The following is a 17,195-nucleotide window of genomic DNA, read 5'->3' on the forward strand; positions in this document are numbered from 1 at the left end:
CGAGCCGATCAGCCCTACCTGCCGTTGCCGCGGCAGCGGCCGCCGGGGCCGATGTGAAAGCCGCGCGGGCAGGCGTGCGCCGCCGGATTGGCGTAGTTGCGCAGGCATCCGCCATAGGGACCGCGGTGCCAGCCCGGGCCGCAGCCGCCGGCGACCTGGATCACCTCAGGCTTGGATCCGGCGTCGATCGGCGCCAGCTGCATCGCAGATGCGCCGACGGTGAGAACTCCCAACAGGAGCGCGCTGGTGAGGATGGTTCGCATCGATGGTCTCCCTGGTGTGATTTGCGAAAGGGTCAGCCGCCGGCAGCGAAGGCGATGCCGGCACGCACCTCGGTGATGGCCTGATCGATCAGCCCCAGCGCGCGCTCGCGATGGCCGCCCTTGTTCGGTGTCGCCTGAGCCAGCTCGGCCCGCGCCGATTGCAGCATGGTGATAGTCGCGGTCATGTGCGGCTGCGCGCCGAGCGCGTAGCCGATCCCGATGCAACCCGCGAGGGCGGCGCCGAGGCAGAGCTTGCGGGCCGCGGAAGACATGGTCATTTCAATCTCTCCTCGTACTCATGGCTGTTCGACTTGAAGGGGGCAGGCCGCAACGCATGTCCGCGTGCGTCCATCGGCATCGCTAGTTGAACCCGTTGCCGCTGTCTTGGACTCATCGGCATGAACGGTCGCGCGACTTGGACTGATCGGCGCTCCCGATCCCGTCTTGATGAGCTCTGCCGACTTCAGCGGCCGTTCATCCCGCCGCTGCCACATTGATCGCCTTGCCTTGGAAATTCCTTTGCCTCGGGTCCGATTTCGATGACCATCGTCAGGAAAATGCTGTCGACCGACATGCTGCCGAAAGGGCTCGACGACAGGCAGCGCTTCTTGTGCTTTGCGGAATTGTTCGAGCACTTCTCCAACACGGGCGAGCTCGATCCGGCCGAGGACGTGCCGTTTCGCGCCGCAATGAACGCGATCCACATCGGGACCACCTTGCTCGGGCGCTGCGACGGCACCTTCACCCGTGTCAGGCGCGAACGGCGCCAGGTGCTCGCGACCAATGACGACCGCTATTGCCTGGCGCGCAACGCCGGCAGCCGCGAGGCGATGGTCGTCCATCGCGGACGCGAGTTCGTTCTGCGTCCCGGCGCAATGGTGCTGCTCAAGCTCGATGAGCCTTTCTTCAGCGCCGACGGCGCCAGCCACAAGCGCTTCGTCAACGTGCATCTGCCGATGATGACGCTGCGCTCGATGGTCTCCGGTGTCGATGATCTGGTCGGACGCGAATTGGCGCCGGGCGGCGCGCTGTCGCTGGCGATGGATTACAGCGAGCTGCTGCTCGCCTATCCCGCCGCGGCCGACGAGGCCGGCCCGGCGATCGCGCAGCATCTGCTCGATCTGGTGGCGCTCGGGCTCGGTGTGCGCGGCGACGCGATGCGCAAGGCCGGCCGCGGCGGCCTGCGCAGCGTTCGCCTGGCGGGGCTGCTGACCATTCTGAACAGCCGCTTCACCGAACCGGATTTTTCGGCGCAGAAGCTCGCCGTCGCGGCCGGGCTGTCCGAGCGCTACGTCAATGACCTGCTGCATGAGGCCGGCGCCGGCTTCTCGGCCCGGCTGAACGAGCTGCGCCTGCGCAAGGCCATGGACCTGCTGGCCGGCGGCGGACGCCGCATCAGCGACATCGCGTTTGCCTGCGGCTTCAACGACCTGTCCTATTTCAACCGCTGCTTCCGGCGCCGCTTCGGGCTGACGCCGACCGGCGCCCGGGGCCGCTAGGCGAGACAAGGCGACGGTTCGACGCAACTTGTGCCGAGCCCCGCGCGTTGCCATCTCATGGGTATGCAAGACCACATGGCTCCCTCGCCCCGCCGCGGACGCGCCTCGCAGGCGCACTTCGACGCCAATGAGGCGCGCGGACCGATCATCGACCAGGACGGACGTGAGATCCCGCAGGGCTCCTTCCGGTCCTCGTTCAACGGCGCCTTCGTCGGTCCGGACGGTGTGCGCTTCGATTTCAACACCGCCAATCCCTTCGGCAATCTGACCCGTGAGCAGCGCATCGCGCGGCTGGAGGCCGTGGCGAAGCTGCTCGACGTCGCCTTCGTCCTGCCCGGCACCAACATCCGTTATGGCATCGACGGCATCATCGGCCTGATCCCGGTGGTCGGCGACCTCATCGCGACCGCGCTGTCGCTGTGGCTGGTGCGCGAGGCCCGTGCGCTGGGCGCGCCCTGGCACGTCATTACGCGGATGCTGGGCAATGTCGCGGTCGAGGGGGTGATCGGCATGGTCCCCGTCGCGGGCGACGCCTTCGACGTGCTGTTCCGCGCCAACATGCGCAACGCCAAGATCCTGCGGCGGTGGCTGGATACCCAGTCGCGTTGAGGCGCTGCGAGACCGGGCCAAAACCTCGCAAACCGACCCCCATAAAAAAACTGCCCCGCGCGAGGCGGGGCAGGGTGTTGAAGACTGGTCTGGCAGCCGTCAGGCCGCATCGGCGTCCTGCGCCTTGTCGACCCCCCGGCGCGGCAACGGAAACGCCTCGCTCTCATACAAGGTGCGGATGCCGTTCTGGTCGAAGCGGGCTTCCTCGACCTGCAGGTAGGCGCCATTCAGCGAATCCGCAGGCAACTCCTCCATGGCGAAGCGCACGGCTTCAGCCGCGGTGCCGAACCGCCGGTAGGCGAAGCCCGCCCGCTTCTTCTTGCGGATGGCGGCGGGAAACAGTTCGGCAGAGGTGTTGAAGTTGAACGGACGCAGTGGACGCATGGTCTGAGACCTCTTCTTGTCGGCTGGAAGCGCTGACGCGAGCTTTCAAAACATTCAGCTTGGCAATGACGCCAGCGATTGCGGGGGTGGAGGGCGGGATTTGCCGCTCCAGGCGGCCCGGCCCTGCATAGTCAGTTACGGTCTCTAATATAGGCCGATTTGGCAGAAATGCGAATCCTGCACGCTCACATCGTAAATCCGGCCTCGTTCGGGGCCTACTGAAATATCCTATTTTTTCAATGGTTTAATCGATCCACAACTTGTGAATGCAGGAGAGCCCGATCTGCACGGCTAAAATCTCGCCCCTAGTGGCCGGTTTTGGCCCCCGGCGCCGCGCCGGCCGCCAGCCCAGCGGCCCCGATTACCGTCCGTGACGGAACCGAGGCCGATGGAGACGTCACCGCGGCTTCAGCTTCAGGGCCGCCGAGTTGATGCAATAGCGCAGGCCGGTCGGCCCCGGGCCGTCGGGAAAGACATGGCCGAGATGGCCGGAGCATTTCGAGCACAGCACCTCGGTGCGGACCATGCCGTGGGTATGGTCGGTCTCCTCGTCGATGTGGCTCTCCGCCGCCGGCTGGGTGAAGCTCGGCCAGCCGCAGCCGGAGTCGAATTTGGCGTCGGACTCGAACAGGGTCTGGCCGCAGCCGGCGCACACATAGGTCCCGGCGCGATGCTCATGCTCGTATTCGCCCGAGAACGGGCGCTCGGTCGCCTTCTCGCGCAGCACGGCGTACTGCATCGGCGTCAGCTCCTCGCGCCATTCCGCCTCGCTCTTGATGACCTTGTCGCTCGTCTTGGTGTCGCTCATCCCGTTGTCCTCCGGGCGGACCGAACTGGTCCGCTCCCTGTGATTGCGCTGATCGGCCTCGGTCGCGGCCGCAGGTCGTCGCCTCAGTTCGTTACCCAGTTAGTTCGTCGCCTCAGTTCGTTGCCTTGGCCTCGCCGACCAGCGTCGGCTTCTCGACATAGTTCTCCGCGAAGATCTTCTTCAGATTCTCGATCTTCGGCAGGTCGTTATAGGCAATATAGGGCTGGCTCGGGTGCAGCGTCAGGTAGTCCTGATGATAGGCCTCGGCCGGATAGAACGCGTCGAGCTTGCCGATCTTGGTGACGATCGGCTTGCCGAACACCTTGGCCTTTTCGAGCTGGGCGACATAGGCCTCCGCGACCTTCCTCTGCGCCTCCGAGGTGGTGAAGATCGCCGAGCGATATTGCGGTCCCGAGTCCGGGCCCTGTCGGTTCAACTGGGTCGGATCGTGCACGACCGAAAAGAAGATCTGCAGAATCTTGCCATAGGAGATCTTCTTCGGGTCGTACTTGATCTGGACCGATTCCGCGTGGCCCGTCGTGCCGCTCGAGACCGTGCGGTAATCGGCCGTGGCCTTGGTGCCGCCGGCATAGCCGGACACCGCGCTGACCACGCCGGCCGTGTGCTGGTAGACGCCCTGGACGCCCCAGAAGCAGCCGCCGGCGACGACAGCGGTTTCCAGCGCGTCGGAGGCCGCCTGGTCCTGGGCCGGCGGCGGGATCACAACGGCCTGCTCGGCGGCGTGCAGCGGCTGCCAGGCCAGGATGCCGGCCGCCATCGCACCGAGCACGGCTGTCTTGACGAAAAGGGAGCGGGTGAGGCGCATCTTCGGATCCTCGTGAGGGGGGCTTGTCTCGTCTCGCCGGCCGGAAACACTGGCCCGGTCCGGCCTCTGCTGCAAGATACGTCGGTGCCCGGCCGGCGTTACGGGGGACGTGACACGACTGCGTGAACAGGCGGGTGGCGCGAGGCGTGCGCTATCGCCCAATGGGTGCCGGGACGGCGCTGGGAGTTGTGGCGAGAGCGTTCCAGGCATGGTGATCTGTTCTCGCGGCCCGAATTGCCCGAGGGATGCCGGTTCATTGGCCCTCCGAAAGCGGAGGGCGCAGGGAAGGCCGGACCTCGACTGAGGCCCGTGGCCCGCCTGCGGAAAAAATGCAGGCGGCAGGTACCACAGGTTCAGCCGGACAGATCCGGCCCTCCCTGCGCGATGGTTTTAGCGCTTATACGTGCTCTCCCCGGGGACCGGCTGTCTTGCCCCCGTCGCCGGCGGATCATCACCGCCAGCTTGGCCTCAGCGTCGGGAGGCCAGGACCACACGCTTTCGCCGTCCGCGCCATGCCGTTCGTCGGCAGGCGCTTCGCCCGCTGCAACATGCCGCATCCATCGCATTTCGCTGCCAACGTCCGTGACGATCGCGATACGTCCCCTGCCGTGCAACGAAACGCAGGCATCATAAGCCTGATTTGGGCACGGCGCGAAATGATTTATGTTTTTCAGAAGACCTTGACAGCTTTTGTCGTCGCCGGCCGATTTGCCCGACGGGCCGAACGGCGCTGCCGCATGCGAGGAAGGTGCAGTGATTCATGCATGGGTGGGCAGCTACGAGATTCACCATAGTCGATATCGTCGACGGCGCGACGCGCGACGTCCAACCCGCCAGGTCACGATCCCATCACGCTTCGCCGATCCTCGAACCATGATGTCATTCCATTGTCGCGGTCGTGATGCCGGCGCGGCGGGACGCCGCGAATATTTCCTCCATCCGATGGTCAATACAGAGGCGGTCGCGCCTCGACCGGCAGGGCCCTGACCAGGGCATCGATCAATCGAGTGCGCGCTCTCCGCCCCTTGAGAACCTGGAGAACAATCATGACAATGTGGAAATCGAAGGCGGCAGCCGTGCTGCTGTCGATGGCGACTGCCGCGCCTGCATCGGCGCAGGGTTGGTTCTACGGCGAGCAGGAGCCGGGGGCGTTTCAGGCGATGTATCCCGATCGCGACGTGCTCAACGGCGGCGCACTGACGCCGGCGGGACGAATGGGCCTGGTGCGCGCCTCCGGCGCGGTGCTCGTGTTTCCGCCGCCGGCTCATCTCCGCCCGTATGATCGGCGGCCGCAGCGGCGATGACGCGTCGCCTGGAAGGCGCCCTATGATCTGCTGCCCGGACAGCGGCTGCCGTGCTACGTCTGAGCGATGGCGCGATCACGAACGGCCGTCGGCTCGCGCGGTCGTGATTGGGATGCCGCTTTCGCCTGCCTACATCATCGCCTGCGTGAACTGGTGCGCAACAGGGAAGACCAATCATGATCGCATTCAGGAGCCTGGCGGCAGCTCTGCTGATGTCGACGCTGGCGGCCACCGCGGCATCGGCTCAATTCTCCGAGCCGGCGGCCTATGCGGCCATGCATCCCGAACGCGACGTGCTCAATGGCGGCGCGCTGACGCCGGCGGCGCAGGCGGAACTGGCCCGCCGTGGCACGTCGGCCTTTCCGAATGCAAATGCAGCGATGCCTCCGGCCGATCGCGTGGGGCCGCATCGACGTCATCGGCGCTGAGCGCGTCGCCTCAGTTGGCGTGCTCCTCGCGCTCGTGGATGACGCTGGCGCGGCCGACGATGAGATCGTCGACCTGGCCGATGCGTGAGACGTCCTTCCCGGCATAGGGCAGCGAATGCAGCACGCAGCGCATCGCGTTCAGCCGCGCCCGCTTCTTGTCGTCGGACTTGATCACGGTCCACGGGCAGTCGGCGGTGTCGGTGGAGAAGAACATCGCCTCCTTGGCGCGGGTGTAGTCGTCCCATTTGTCGAGCGAGGCGGTGTCGATCGGTGACAGCTTCCACTGCTTCAGCGGATGCGCCTCGCGCTCCTTGAAGCGGCGGCGCTGCTCCTCGCGGCTGACCGAGAACCAGAACTTGATCAGGTGCATGCCGCTGCGCACGAGGTTGCGCTCGAACTCCGGCACCTGGCGCAGGAACTCGTCATATTCGGCCTGCGAGCAGAATCCCATCACGCGCTCGACGCCGGCGCGGTTGTACCAGGAGCGGTCGAACAGCACGATCTCGCCGGCGGTCGGCAGGTGCTCGACATAGCGCTGGAAGTACCATTGGCCGCGCTCGACGTCGCTCGGCTTGTCCAGCGCCACGACGCGGGCGCCGCGCGGATTGAGATGCTCCATGAAGCGCTTGATGGTGCCGCCCTTGCCGGCGGCATCGCGGCCCTCGAACAGCAGCACCAGGCGTTGCCGCGCATCCTTCATCCAGTTCTGCAGCTTCAGCAGTTCGGTCTGCAGGATGAATTTCTGCTCCTCGTAGTCCTTGCGATACATCCGGTATTTGTAGGGGTAGCCGCCCTGGCGCCAATTGTCGGCGAGCTCGTCGGAGGTGTGGCGCCTGTCGCGCTTGGTTTGTTTGCCTTCGATCAGCGCCTTCATCAGCTTGGCATCGTCGGGTGCTGCGCCGTCCAGCATGGCCCTGATCGGTGCGCTGTCGGCGTCGAGCGCCGGCGGTCCGTTCAGTACGGTCTCGAACGCCGACAGCCCGGTGATCTGCGCAGCCTGCATCTGTTCGTCGACCAGCGACTGGGCGATCGGATCGAGCCCCGCAGCCGATTGCCGGCGCGGGGCGTGCACGGTGGCGGCTGCGCGCTTCATGCGTTGGCCATTGGAGGCCTTGGCTTTCGTGGTCTTGGACTTTGCCATGCGATTCCGCTGCCTGCTGTTGGTTTAACAGAGATGTGAATCGATTTTTATCCGCCAAGGACCCTGCGTCAGGTTGACGTGGATCAACCGGCCGCAGGTGGGTACCAGCGAGGCGAGCGAAATCGTCTCGCGCGGTAAAGCCGGCGTTACACCACGATCGACAGCCGCTTCGCGGCCCGTGTGATTCCGGTGTAGAGCCAGCGGGCGCGGCTCTCCTGGAAGGCAAAGCTCTCGTCGAACAGCACGACGTCGTCCCATTGCGAGCCCTGCGACTTGTGCACGGTCAGCACGTAGCCGTAGTCGAACTCGTCGTAAGGCTTGCGCTGCTCCCACGGGATGTCCTCGATGCCGCCGCCGAAGCATTCGCCGCGCACCGAGACTTTCGTCACCTTGCGTCCGAGATCCTCGTCGGGCGCGACCCGCATCGTCACGATCTTGGATTTCGAGGTCGCGCGCGACTTCACCCGCCATAGCCCGCCATTGAACAGGCCCTTCTTGCGGTTGTTGCGCAGGCAGACCAGCTTGTCGCCGGCGACGGGGAGGGCGTCCTCGATGTCGAGTCGCTGTCGAAAGCGGTTGTTGTAGGCGCGGCGGGTGGCGTTGCGGCCGACCAGCACCTGGTCGGCCTCCATCACGCGCGACGGATCGAGCTCGCGGCGCTCCACCACCTCGCTCTCGCCGTAGCGGCCGATGTCGAGCGTGTTGCCTTCGCGCACGTCCATCGACATCCGCACGATCGGATCGTCCTTGGCCTGGCGATGCACCTCGGTGAGCATCACGTCGGGCTCGCTCTCGGTGAAGAAGCCGCCGCCCTTGACCGGCGGCAGCTGCGCGGGATCGCCGAGCACCAGCAACGGGCAGTCGAAGGACAGGAGATCACGGCCAAGATCGGCGTCGACCATCGAGCATTCGTCGATGATGATCAGCTTGGCCTTGGACGCCGGCGCGTCGTCCCACAATTCGAAGTTCGGCTGCTCCTCGCCGCTCTCCTGCGCGCGATAGATCAGCGAGTGGATGGTGGAGGCATTGTCGCAGCCCTTGCTGCGCATCACCAGCGCCGCCTTGCCGGTGAAGGCCGCGAACTTGACCTCGCCGTTGACGTCTTCGGCGATGTGGCGGGCCAGCGTGGTCTTGCCGGTTCCGGCATAGCCGAACAGCCGGAACACCTGCGGCGTGCCGTTCTTGCCCGGCTTGGCTTTCAGCCAGTCGCCGACGGCCTTGAGGGCGGAATCCTGATGCGGAGAGAAGGTGGTCATGGCTCAACGAAATGGAGCCGCGCGGCGACTCGGGGACATTCCGTGAACCTAAGGGCTGACGGGGAGAGATCAAGCGCTCGATGTGAATGGGTCCACGCCTCCCCCGCTTGCGGGGGAGGTCGCATCGCATCGGAAGATGCGATGCGGGTGGGGGAACGCTCCGGCGGGACTGCCCGTGTGGCGCCCCCACCCCAGCCCTCCCCCGCAAGCGGGGGAGGGGGCGCAGCGTGCCTGCGGCGGCCGCTCGTTCCCCTCCAGAGGAAGCCTACTGCCAGCCCGGCACGCCGCGCATGTCGGGCAGGTGATGCGCGATGCCCTTGTGGCAGTCGATGCAGGTCTTATCGCCGGTGAAGAGGAAGCGCTGGTGGGCTTCGACGGCGCGCGGCGACTGCTTGGTGATGTCCATCGACTGCGCGCTGTGGCAGTTGCGGCATTCGAGCGAGTCGTTCGCCTTGAAGCGCGCCCATTCGTGCAGCGCCAGTTCCAGCCTTCGGTCGGTGAACTTCTCGCGGGTGTCGATCGAGCCGAACAGATGGCCCCAGACCTCCTTGGAGGCCTGCATCTTGCGCGCGATCTTGTCGGTCCAGTTGTGCGGCACATGGCAGTCCGGGCAGCTGGCGCGCACGCCGGAGCGGTTGGAGAAGTGGACGGTCGATTTCAGCTCGGCGAACACGTTGTCGCGCATCTCGTGACAGCTGGTACAGAACTTCTCGGTGTTGGTGATCTCCAGCGCGGTGTTGAAGCCGCCCCAGAAGATGACGCCGGCGAGGAAGCCGGCGAGCACCAGCACGCCGAGCCCGAACACGGAGCTCGGCTTCAGCAGGACGTCGATGAGGTCGAGAATGAACTGCCGGGCGCGGCCGGCAAGGCCGAGCCGCTTTTCGGGGACGGGCGCTTTGGCGCCCTCCGGGATGTCGGCGCTGCTCATCGCTTGCCACCCGGCCTGTCGTGCGCCAGCAGCGTGTCGATGTCGACGAAGTCGTTGCTGACAGGCGGATTGGCGACGTTCTGCGGCACGTGGCACTGGGTGCAGAAGTAGCGCCGCGGCGACACCGACGCCAGGAACTGGCCGTCGCGATCCATGAAGTGGGTGATCGACAGCATCGGCGCCTTCGACTCCGCCGTGCGCGCCCGGGCGTGGCAGGACAGGCATTTGTTGCCCTGCATGTCGACCTGATAGCCGTCGATGGCATGCGGAATCACCGGTGGCTGCTCCGGATAGTTGCGCACCTCCTTCTCGGCGGTGTTCTTCATCGGCTGCATCGGCGGCGCAGGACCCTCGTCGTTGAGCGGCGCAGGACCGCGCAGCGAGGACGAGACGCTCTGGGCGAGCAGGGCGCTCGATCCGGCCGCAACGCTGGCCGCGATCAGCATGACAGCGATTTTTCTCATCATGATGGTCACACCCGCTCGATGCGCACGGCGCATTTCTTGTAGTCGGTCTGCAGCGAGATCGGATCGGTGGCGTCGAGCGTCACCTTGTTGATCAGCTTCGACTCGTCGAACCACGGCACGAAGACGAGGCCGCGCGGCGGCTTGTCGCGGCCGCGGGTCTCGACGCGGGCGCGGATGAAGCCGCGGCGCGAGGCGACCTTGACCTCGTCACCGCGCCTCAAGTTCGCGGCCTCGGCATCGTCCGGATGCATGAAGCAGACGGCTTCGGGGAACGCCTTGTAGAGCTCGGGCACGCGGCGCGTCATCGTGCCGGAATGCCAATGCTCGACCACGCGTCCCGTCGACAGCCAGAACGGATAGTCCTTGTCGGGCGATTCCGCCGGCGGCTCGTAGGGCAAAGCGAAGATGCGCGCCTTGCCGTCGGGGAAGCCGTAGAACTGCACGCCGGTGCCGGCCTTGACGTAAGGATCAGAGCCCTCGCGAAACCGCCAGCGCGTCTCCTTGCCGTCGACCACCGGCCAGCGCAGGCCGCGCTCCCGGTGATAGGCCTCGAACGGCGCCAGGTCATGGCCATGGCCGCGGCCGAACGAGGCGTATTCCTCGAACAGGCCCTTGTGGACGTAGAAGCCGAACGCCTTGGACTCGTCGTTGGCATAGCCCGGCTCGATCTGGTCGAGCGGAAACTTGTCGACCTGGCCGTTCCTGTAGAGCACGTCGAACAGCGTCTTGCCGCGCACGTCGGGCTTCTTGGCGATCAGCTCCTCAGGCCAGACCTCCTCGATCTTGAAGCGCTTGGAGAACTCCATCAACTGCCAGAGATCCGAGCGTGCCTCGCCCGGTGCCGACACGAGCTGGTGCCAGAACTGGGTGCGGCGCTCGGCATTGCCATAGGCGCCTTCCTTTTCCACCCACATGGCCGTCGGCAAAATGAGATCGGCGGCGAGCGCGGTGACCGACGGATAGGCGTCGGAGACAACGATGAAATTGTCCGGATTGCGGAAGCCCGGATAGGTCTCTTCGTTCGCGTTGGGGCCGGCCTGCAGGTTGTTGTTGACCTGCACCCAATAGGCGTTCAGCAGGCCGTCCTTCAGCATCCGGCTCTGCAGCACGGCGTGATAGCCCGGCTTGTCGGGGATCGTGCCTTCCGGCAACTGCCAGATGTGCTCGGCCTTGGTGCGGTGCTCCTTGTTGGTGACGACCATGTCGGCGGGCAGGCGGTGCGAGAAGGTGCCGACCTCGCGCGCGGTGCCGCAGGCCGAGGGCTGGCCGGTCAGCGAGAACGGGCTGTTGCCGGGCTCGCTGATCTTCCCGGTCAGGAGATGGATGTTGTAGACGAGGTTGTTGCACCAGACACCGCGGGTGTGCTGGTTGAAGCCCATGGTCCAGAACGAGACCACCTTGGTCTTCGGATCGGCATAGAGCTCGGCCAGCGCCTCGAGCCGATTCAGCGGCACGCCGGACATCTCGGCGGCCTTCTCCAGCGTATAGTCGGAGACGAACTTGGCATACTCGTCGAACGAGATGTCGGTGGCGTCGTTGGCCTTGGCTGCGCCGGTGGCCTTCTTCTGCAGCGGATGCTCCGGGCGCAGGCCGTAGCCGATGTCGGTCTGGCCCTTCTTGAACACCGTATGCGCCTGGACGAACTCCTTGTTGACGCGGCCGGTCTTGATGATGTGGTTGGCGATCGCGTTGAGGAGATAGAGATCGGTCTGCGGCTTGAACACCATGCCGATGTCGGCGAGGTCGAACGAGCGATGCTCGAAGGTCGAGAGCACAGCGACCTTGACATGCGGCGCCGACAGGCGCCGGTCGGTGACGCGGCTCCACAGGATCGGATGCATCTCCGCCATGTTGGAGCCCCACAGCACGAACGCATCCGTCGCCTCGATGTCGTCGTAGCAGCCGGCCGGCTCGTCGATGCCGAAGGTGCGCATCATGCCGGCGACGGCCGAGGCCATGCAGTGCCGCGCATTCGGATCGATGTTGTTGGAGCGGAAGCCGGCCTTGAACAGCTTTGACGCAGCGTAGCCTTCCCAGATCGTCCACTGTCCCGAGCCGAACATGCCGACGCCGGAGGGACCGCGCTTCTTCAGCGCGTCTTTGTACTTCGCGGCCATGACGTCGAACGCTTCGTCCCAGGAGACGGGGGTGAACTCGCCGTTCTTGTCGTACTTGCCGTTCGTCTTGCGCAGCATCGGATGCGTCAGGCGGTCATGGCCGTACATGATCTTCGAGAGGAAGTAGCCCTTGACGCAGTTGAGGCCGCGATTGACCTCGGCCTTGATGTCGCCATGGGTGGCGACGACGCGGTTGTCCTTGGTCGCGACCATCACGCTGCAGCCGGTGCCGCAGAAGCGGCAGGCGGCCTTGTCCCATTTCAGCTCGCTGGCTTCGCGCTCGGTGACGAGGTTCGCCGCAAGCGAGCTGCCGGGCATGCCGGCGGCGGCCGCGGCAATCGCGGCGGCTTCCAGCTTCAGCATCTGGCGACGATCGATCTTCATGTCGGTCATTGGTGTCTCGTGTGATTAGCCGGCGTCGATGGCGTGGAAGACGAGGCAGGCGGAGTGCACGTGCGGCAGCAGGCCGATCCGGTTCATGGTGGCGCCGAGCGCGCCGGCATCGGGCGCATCGACGACGACGATCAGCTTGCCGCGTGCGTCGCGGCCGTGAATCTCGCAGCCGGACAGCGCGAGGATGTCGGCTTCGACGCGGTCGAGCTGCTCGGGCCGGGTCTGCACGATGATGCTGGCGATCTCGCCCTTGGCCGGTGCGACGACGGGATCGGCGGTGAGGACTCGGCCGGTGATCAGAGCACGGCGGTCGAGGGAGGTGCGGTGTGAGAGCATGGCGGGGTCCTTCCGATCAGTGCGCCGCGGGCGGCCCGGGTGGCCCGGCCATCATCTGGTAAACCCAGACCGTGAGCCCGTAGGAGCCGACGGTGGCGACCGCGAGCGCGGGCATCAGCACAGCGGTGAGAAACAGGAAGGCAACAATTTCCATGCGTCTGCGACGCGCACGCGCGTTCGCATCGCCGCCAACGAGCGACATGAGAGAATTCTCTGCTAGGGGAGGTTCAGTTCAGGAGGGATTGCGGCATCCGGGCCGCGCCTGATCTTATGTTTAAGAAGGCTCCGGAAACCGGCGTTGACCTGGATCAAGCGGGCGGAACCCCGCGCACACCGGCGCACCGCCAGAGCGGAGTCGCGCCGGTCCCCACTGAGCTCTTGGTTGACGGGCTGTGAAGACGCGTGATCGCAGCTTTGCTTGCGAGAAATTCTCGCTGCTCTGCGCCGCGGTCTCGATACGAACATCCCCTCCGGCCGTAAGCCGATAGGACCCGCATCGCTATTTTTCCGGGACGCTCGACACGCGTTGCGCCTGCCACCATCATTCCGTGCATCGCATCAATGCGGATGCAGTCTTGGTCGGAGAGGGCAATGAAGCGTCGTGATTTTCTGAAATTGTCGTTGGCATCGGCTGCGGTGATGGCCTCAGCGGCGCCGCTGCGCGCCGAGGACAAGCCGAAGGAGATCCGCATCGGCACCCAGAAGGGCGGCTTCTTCCCGGCGGTGAAGGCGCGCCGCACCATCGAGGATACGTTCAAGCCCGTCGGCATCGACATCGTCTGGGTCGACTTCCAGTTCGGCCCGCCGCTGCTGGAGGCCATCAATGTCGGCAGCGTCGATTTCGGCTATGTCGGCGACGCGCCGCCGATCTTCGCGCAGGCCGCCGGTGCCAAGATCCGCTACGCGGCGGCCGTCAAGCAGAACGGCAGCAGCCAGGCGATCATCGTGCCCAAGGACTCGCCGATCAAGTCGCTCGCCGATCTCAAAGGCAAGCGCGTCGCCTTCGGCAAGGGCTCGAGCGCGCACAATCTCCTGGTCGCCGCGCTGGAGAAGGCGGGCCTGTCCTGGACCGACATCACGCCGGCGCCGCTCGCGCCCGCCGATGCCACCGCCGCCTTCGTCAAAGGCTCGGTCGATGCCTGGTCGATCTGGGATCCGTATCTCGCGCTTGCCGAGCTCAAGGAGAATGCGCGCGTGATCGTGTGGGACAAGGATGTCCACAAGCCGAACTCATTCTACATCGTCGGCTCCGACTTCGTCGAAAAGTATCCGGCCGTCGTCGCCAGGCTGAACGCGGCTTTCGCCGCCGAAGGCGTGTGGGCCAACAGCCATCACGAGGAGGTCGCCAAGGCGCAGGCCGAGGCCACCGGCGTCGATCTTGAGGCGGTCAAGCGCTTCGTCGACCGCTCGGTCTATAGCGTCGTGCCGATCGACGACGAAGTGATCAAGAGCCAGCAGGCCGTCGCCGACCGCTTCGCCCGTGTCGGCCTCATTCTCAAAGCCGTCAACGTCGCCGACATCGTCTGGAAATGGACGCCGTCCACCTGACGGCTGTCCCGCCACTCAAATCCGAAAGAGAACGACATGAGCAACGCTTCGTCGAAGCCCAATGTGCTTTGGTTCCTGCCGACCCATGGCGACGGCCGCTATCTCGGCACCTCGCAAGGCGGCCGCGAGGTCAACTTCAACTATCTGCGCCAGGTGGCGCAGGCCGCCGATCAGCTCGGCTATTACGGCGTGCTGATCCCGACGGGACGCAGCTGCGAGGATTCCTGGATCGTGGCGTCGGCCGTGGCGCCATTCACCGAGAAGCTGCGGTATCTCGTCGCGGTGCGTCCGGGTCTGCAATCGCCGGCCGTGGCCGCGCGCATGACCGCGACGCTCGACCGCGTCACCAACGGTCGCCTGCTGGTCAACGTCGTCACCGGCGGCGATCCGGTCGAGAACAAGGGCGACGGCATCTTCCTGTCGCATGAGGAGCGCTACGAGGTCACCCGCGAGTTTCTCACCGTCTACAACGCGCTGCTCGAAGGCGAATCCGTCAACTTCGCCGGCAAGCACATCAAGGTCGAGGATGGCCGGCTGCTGTTCCCACCGGTGCAGTCGCCACGCCCGCCGCTGTTCTTTGGAGGCTCGTCGGATGCCGGCATCGACGTCGCCGTCGATACGGTCGAGAAGTATCTTACCTGGGGCGAGCCGCCGGCAGATGTCGCGGCGAAGATCGCCAATGTGAGAGCAGTCGCCGACAGCCGTGGCCGCAGGCTGTCGTTCGGCATCCGCCTGCATGTGATCGTGCGCGAGACCAACGCGGAGGCGTGGGTCGCCGCCGACGACCTCATCAAGCACGTCACCGACGACACCATCGCCTCGGCACAGAAGATTTTTGCGCGGATGGATTCGGTCGGCCAGCAGCGCATGTCGCAGCTGCACGGCGGCCGGCGCGACAAGCTCGAGATCAGCCCGAACCTGTGGGCCGGCGTGGGCCTCGTCCGCGGCGGCGCCGGCACCGCGCTGGTCGGCGATCCCGATACGGTCGCGGCGCGCATCCGCGAGTACCAGGAGCTCGGCATCGACACCTTCATCCTGTCCGGCTACCCGCATCTCGAAGAAGCCTACCGCTTCGCCGAGCTGGTGTTTCCCAAGCTTGGGCTGAACGTGTCCGAGCAGGCCGGCAACGTGACCAAACTGCGCACCAACACCGGCCCATTCGGTGAGACCATCGCCAACGAGCATCGTCCGTTGCAGAGAGCCTCGCAGTCATGAGCCTGATCGAAAGTCTTCCCAAGGTCGGCAAGCTCGTGGTGCCGCGCGCGGATGCGCTGATCCCCTGGCTGGTGCCGCTCGCGATCATCATGATCTGGCAGGCGGCCTCGGTCGCCGGCCTGGTGTCGCCGCGGGTACTGCCGGCGCCGACCGACGTCGCACGCGCCGGATGGAAGCTGCTGCTATCAGGCGAACTCGGCCGTAACATCTGGGTCAGCTTCTGGCGCGCCTCGATCGGCTTCTTGATCGGTGGCGGCATCGGCTTCGCCTTCGGGCTCGCCAATGGCCTGTCGCAGCTGTCGGCGAAGCTGACGGACACCACGCTGCAGATGGTGCGCAACGTGCCACATCTGGCGCTGATCCCGCTGGTCATCCTGTGGTTCGGCATCGACGAGAGCGCAAAACTGTTCCTGGTGGCCCTCGGCGTGTTCTTCCCCGTCTACCTCAACACGCTGCACGGGATTCGCACCGTCGATCCGCAACTCATTGAAATGGGCCGCGTCTACGGCATGACCGACGGCGAACTGTTTCGCCGCGTGATCTTCCCCGGTGCGTTGCCGTCGATCTTCGTCGGTCTGCGCTTCGCGCTCGGCATCATGTGGCTCACCTTGATTGTCGCCGAGACGATCGCGGCGTCCTCGGGGCTCGGCTACATGGCGATGCAGGCGCGCGAGTTCATGCAGATCGACGTCGTCGTGCTTTCCATCCTGATCTACGCCCTGCTGGGCAAGGTCGCCGACAGCGCTTCGCGGGTGCTGGAACGGATGACGCTGTCCTGGCATCCGGCCTTCAGCAAACATTGAGGTTCGTAAATGCAGCAAGCGCTCCGAATTTCCGTGTCCGGCGTCGAGGCGATCGACGGCACTGACGTGATCGGGCATGCCGAGGCCTTCCGCCACGCGAGGAAGGCCGGCGTGACCCCGGCCAAACCCGCGACGCGCGGCCTGCCGCTGGTGATCCGCGACCTTCGCAAGGCGTTCGGCGACAACGAGGTGCTGCGCGGCATCGATCTCGAGATTCCGGGCGGTCAGTTCGTGGCGATCGTCGGTCAGAGTGGCTGCGGCAAGAGCACGCTGCTCCGCCTGATCGCAGGTCTGGACAAGCCGACGTCGGGCAGCATCAGCTTCGGTGAAGCCGCGGCGCGGCCCGAGGACGTCCGCGTCATGTTCCAGGAACCGCGGCTGCTGCCGTGGGCGCGGGTGCTCGGCAATGTCGAGGTCGGCCTCGGCCGCGAGCGCAAGGCCGCCGGCGCCCATGAGCGCGCGCGGCAGGCGCTGGAGGAAGTGGGTCTCGCCGACAAGCGCGACCAATGGCCGGCGGTGCTGTCCGGCGGCCAGAAGCAGCGCGTCGCGCTGGCGCGCGCGCTCGTCAGCGGTCCGCGCCTGCTGGCGTTCGACGAGCCGCTCGGCGCCCTCGATGCGCTGACGCGGATCGCGATGCAGCGGCTGCTGGAGCGGGTCTGGGCCGATCAAACCTTCACCGCAATCCTGGTCACCCATGACGTGGCGGAAGCCGTGGCCCTGGCCGACCGGGTTCTGGTCATCGAGAATGGCCGGATCGCCGAGGATATCATGGTCGATCTGCCGCGCCCGCGCCAGCGTGGCTCTGCGGAGCTTGCGGCGCAGGAAGGCTCGATCCTGGGCCAGTTGCTTGGACCGGGCGCGGCGGGTTAG

20 protein-coding genes are annotated in these 17,195 nt (G+C 65.8%); 8 read left to right on the forward strand and 12 right to left on the reverse strand.

The genetic code is table 11. The annotated features are described in order from the left end of the window. Positions 1-14 precede the first annotated feature (14 nt). Both ACQR03_RS08980 and ACQR03_RS08985 read right to left on the reverse strand, forming a co-directional pair. On the reverse strand, positions 15-263 hold the full coding sequence (locus ACQR03_RS08980; protein WP_315750084.1) for a GCG_CRPN prefix-to-repeats domain-containing protein: 249 nt from the start codon (positions 261-263) through the stop codon (positions 15-17). A 32-nt stretch (positions 264-295) separates the two neighbouring features. Then, positions 296-541 carry a hypothetical protein gene (locus ACQR03_RS08985; RefSeq protein ID WP_315714143.1) on the reverse strand — a complete coding sequence of 82 codons (246 nt, stop codon included), beginning with the start codon at positions 539-541 and terminating at the stop codon, positions 296-298. A gap of 261 nt (positions 542-802) precedes the next feature. Between ACQR03_RS08985 and ACQR03_RS08990 the strand changes: the two genes are divergently transcribed. Further along, entirely contained in the window at positions 803-1,762 is a 960-nt protein-coding gene (locus tag ACQR03_RS08990; RefSeq protein ID WP_315750085.1) for a helix-turn-helix transcriptional regulator, read from the forward strand. A 75-nt stretch (positions 1,763-1,837) separates the two neighbouring features. Next, positions 1,838-2,371: a DUF4112 domain-containing protein gene (locus tag ACQR03_RS08995; RefSeq protein ID WP_315750086.1), complete on the forward strand. Its 534-nt coding sequence runs from the start codon at positions 1,838-1,840 to the stop codon at positions 2,369-2,371. Between the two features lie 99 nt (positions 2,372-2,470). Here ACQR03_RS08995 and ACQR03_RS09000 read toward each other — a convergent pair whose 3' ends face one another. The 3 genes from ACQR03_RS09000 to msrA all read right to left on the reverse strand — a co-directional run bounded on the left by ACQR03_RS09000 (position 2,471) and on the right by msrA (position 4,389). Then, positions 2,471-2,755, reverse strand: a complete 285-nt coding sequence (locus ACQR03_RS09000) for a hypothetical protein (RefSeq protein ID WP_315714146.1) — start codon at positions 2,753-2,755, stop codon at positions 2,471-2,473. A 397-nt stretch (positions 2,756-3,152) separates the two neighbouring features. Continuing rightward, positions 3,153-3,563 (reverse strand): peptide-methionine (R)-S-oxide reductase MsrB, encoded by a 411-nt coding sequence (gene msrB, locus ACQR03_RS09005; RefSeq protein WP_434841373.1) that lies wholly within the window; start codon positions 3,561-3,563, stop codon positions 3,153-3,155. A 112-nt stretch (positions 3,564-3,675) separates the two neighbouring features. Continuing rightward, positions 3,676-4,389, reverse strand: coding sequence for a peptide-methionine (S)-S-oxide reductase MsrA (msrA, locus tag ACQR03_RS09010; protein WP_316176092.1), 714 nt, complete (start codon positions 4,387-4,389; stop codon positions 3,676-3,678). 1,046 nt (positions 4,390-5,435) lie between these two features. Here msrA and ACQR03_RS09015 point away from each other — a divergent pair. Beyond that, a complete protein-coding gene (locus tag ACQR03_RS09015) occupies positions 5,436-5,693 on the forward strand; it encodes a hypothetical protein (protein ID WP_315714149.1) in 258 nt (85 codons plus the stop codon). Positions 5,694-5,869: 176 nt separating this feature from the next. Then, positions 5,870-6,121, forward strand: a complete 252-nt coding sequence (locus ACQR03_RS09020; protein ID WP_315750090.1) for a hypothetical protein — start codon at positions 5,870-5,872, stop codon at positions 6,119-6,121. A gap of 10 nt (positions 6,122-6,131) precedes the next feature. Here ACQR03_RS09020 and ppk2 read toward each other — a convergent pair whose 3' ends face one another. The 7 genes from ppk2 to napE all read right to left on the reverse strand — a co-directional run bounded on the left by ppk2 (position 6,132) and on the right by napE (position 12,961). Next, a complete protein-coding gene (ppk2, locus tag ACQR03_RS09025) occupies positions 6,132-7,262 on the reverse strand; it encodes a polyphosphate kinase 2 (protein WP_315827656.1) in 1,131 nt (376 codons plus the stop codon). 146 nt (positions 7,263-7,408) lie between these two features. Next, positions 7,409-8,518, reverse strand: a complete 1,110-nt coding sequence (locus ACQR03_RS09030; RefSeq protein ID WP_316201308.1) for an ATP-dependent DNA helicase — start codon at positions 8,516-8,518, stop codon at positions 7,409-7,411. A 265-nt stretch (positions 8,519-8,783) separates the two neighbouring features. Beyond that, positions 8,784-9,446, reverse strand: a complete 663-nt coding sequence (locus ACQR03_RS09035) for a NapC/NirT family cytochrome c (protein WP_316201307.1) — start codon at positions 9,444-9,446, stop codon at positions 8,784-8,786. Then, entirely contained in the window at positions 9,443-9,913 is a 471-nt protein-coding gene (locus tag ACQR03_RS09040; RefSeq protein WP_316201305.1) for a nitrate reductase cytochrome c-type subunit, read from the reverse strand. Before ACQR03_RS09040 ends, ACQR03_RS09035 begins: the two co-directional genes overlap by 4 nt. 5 nt (positions 9,914-9,918) lie before the next feature. After that, the gene (napA, locus tag ACQR03_RS09045) at positions 9,919-12,423 is read right to left on the reverse strand and encodes a nitrate reductase catalytic subunit NapA (RefSeq protein ID WP_316203644.1); all 2,505 of its coding nucleotides are present in this window, start codon (positions 12,421-12,423) and stop codon (positions 9,919-9,921) included. 15 nt (positions 12,424-12,438) lie between these two features. Beyond that, the gene (locus ACQR03_RS09050) at positions 12,439-12,759 is read right to left on the reverse strand and encodes a chaperone NapD (protein ID WP_315750094.1); all 321 of its coding nucleotides are present in this window, start codon (positions 12,757-12,759) and stop codon (positions 12,439-12,441) included. A 16-nt stretch (positions 12,760-12,775) separates the two neighbouring features. After that, positions 12,776-12,961, reverse strand: a complete 186-nt coding sequence (gene napE, locus ACQR03_RS09055; protein ID WP_315714158.1) for a periplasmic nitrate reductase, NapE protein — start codon at positions 12,959-12,961, stop codon at positions 12,776-12,778. 389 nt (positions 12,962-13,350) lie between these two features. Here napE and ACQR03_RS09060 point away from each other — a divergent pair, with 389 nt between their 5' ends. The 4 genes from ACQR03_RS09060 to ACQR03_RS09075 are packed head-to-tail and all read left to right on the forward strand — an operon-like array spanning position 13,351 to position 17,195. Then, positions 13,351-14,307: an aliphatic sulfonate ABC transporter substrate-binding protein gene (locus tag ACQR03_RS09060; protein ID WP_434841372.1), complete on the forward strand. Its 957-nt coding sequence runs from the start codon at positions 13,351-13,353 to the stop codon at positions 14,305-14,307. A 36-nt stretch (positions 14,308-14,343) separates the two neighbouring features. Continuing rightward, complete coding sequence (gene ssuD / locus ACQR03_RS09065) at positions 14,344-15,522, forward strand: FMNH2-dependent alkanesulfonate monooxygenase (RefSeq protein ID WP_315827660.1); 1,179 nt, start codon at positions 14,344-14,346, stop codon at positions 15,520-15,522. Then, positions 15,519-16,325, forward strand: coding sequence for an ABC transporter permease subunit (locus tag ACQR03_RS09070; RefSeq protein WP_316169310.1), 807 nt, complete (start codon positions 15,519-15,521; stop codon positions 16,323-16,325). Before ssuD ends, ACQR03_RS09070 begins: the two co-directional genes overlap by 4 nt. Before the next feature lie 9 nt (positions 16,326-16,334). Next, a complete protein-coding gene (locus ACQR03_RS09075; protein ID WP_434841371.1) occupies positions 16,335-17,195 on the forward strand; it encodes an ATP-binding cassette domain-containing protein in 861 nt (286 codons plus the stop codon).

Source organism: Bradyrhizobium sp. HKCCYLS3070 (assembly GCF_051167575.1).
GTDB lineage: Bacteria > Pseudomonadota > Alphaproteobacteria > Rhizobiales > Xanthobacteraceae > Bradyrhizobium.

What these genes read in the sequence shown, in the direction of transcription:
- ACQR03_RS09060 (WP_434841372.1), top strand. Translation starts at nt 13,351, where the DNA reads ATGAAGCGTCGTGATTTTCTGAAATTGTCGTTGGCATCGGCTGCGGTG.
- ACQR03_RS09030 (WP_316201308.1), bottom strand. Translation starts at nt 8,518, where the DNA reads ATGACCACCTTCTCTCCGCATCAGGATTCCGCCCTCAAGGCCGTCGGC.
- ACQR03_RS09035 (WP_316201307.1), bottom strand. Translation starts at nt 9,446, where the DNA reads ATGAGCAGCGCCGACATCCCGGAGGGCGCCAAAGCGCCCGTCCCCGAA.
- ACQR03_RS09050 (WP_315750094.1), bottom strand. Translation starts at nt 12,759, where the DNA reads ATGCTCTCACACCGCACCTCCCTCGACCGCCGTGCTCTGATCACCGGC.
- ACQR03_RS08990 (WP_315750085.1), top strand. Translation starts at nt 803, where the DNA reads ATGACCATCGTCAGGAAAATGCTGTCGACCGACATGCTGCCGAAAGGG.
- napE (WP_315714158.1), bottom strand. Translation starts at nt 12,961, where the DNA reads ATGTCGCTCGTTGGCGGCGATGCGAACGCGCGTGCGCGTCGCAGACGC.
- msrB (WP_434841373.1), bottom strand. Translation starts at nt 3,563, where the DNA reads ATGAGCGACACCAAGACGAGCGACAAGGTCATCAAGAGCGAGGCGGAA.
- ssuD (WP_315827660.1), top strand. Translation starts at nt 14,344, where the DNA reads ATGAGCAACGCTTCGTCGAAGCCCAATGTGCTTTGGTTCCTGCCGACC.
- ACQR03_RS09070 (WP_316169310.1), top strand. Translation starts at nt 15,519, where the DNA reads ATGAGCCTGATCGAAAGTCTTCCCAAGGTCGGCAAGCTCGTGGTGCCG.
- ACQR03_RS08985 (WP_315714143.1), bottom strand. Translation starts at nt 541, where the DNA reads ATGACCATGTCTTCCGCGGCCCGCAAGCTCTGCCTCGGCGCCGCCCTC.
- ACQR03_RS09075 (WP_434841371.1), top strand. Translation starts at nt 16,335, where the DNA reads ATGCAGCAAGCGCTCCGAATTTCCGTGTCCGGCGTCGAGGCGATCGAC.
- ACQR03_RS09015 (WP_315714149.1), top strand. Translation starts at nt 5,436, where the DNA reads ATGACAATGTGGAAATCGAAGGCGGCAGCCGTGCTGCTGTCGATGGCG.
- ppk2 (WP_315827656.1), bottom strand. Translation starts at nt 7,262, where the DNA reads ATGGCAAAGTCCAAGACCACGAAAGCCAAGGCCTCCAATGGCCAACGC.
- napA (WP_316203644.1), bottom strand. Translation starts at nt 12,423, where the DNA reads ATGACCGACATGAAGATCGATCGTCGCCAGATGCTGAAGCTGGAAGCC.
- ACQR03_RS08995 (WP_315750086.1), top strand. Translation starts at nt 1,838, where the DNA reads ATGGCTCCCTCGCCCCGCCGCGGACGCGCCTCGCAGGCGCACTTCGAC.
- ACQR03_RS09020 (WP_315750090.1), top strand. Translation starts at nt 5,870, where the DNA reads ATGATCGCATTCAGGAGCCTGGCGGCAGCTCTGCTGATGTCGACGCTG.
- ACQR03_RS09040 (WP_316201305.1), bottom strand. Translation starts at nt 9,913, where the DNA reads ATGATGAGAAAAATCGCTGTCATGCTGATCGCGGCCAGCGTTGCGGCC.
- ACQR03_RS08980 (WP_315750084.1), bottom strand. Translation starts at nt 263, where the DNA reads ATGCGAACCATCCTCACCAGCGCGCTCCTGTTGGGAGTTCTCACCGTC.
- ACQR03_RS09000 (WP_315714146.1), bottom strand. Translation starts at nt 2,755, where the DNA reads ATGCGTCCACTGCGTCCGTTCAACTTCAACACCTCTGCCGAACTGTTT.
- msrA (WP_316176092.1), bottom strand. Translation starts at nt 4,389, where the DNA reads ATGCGCCTCACCCGCTCCCTTTTCGTCAAGACAGCCGTGCTCGGTGCG.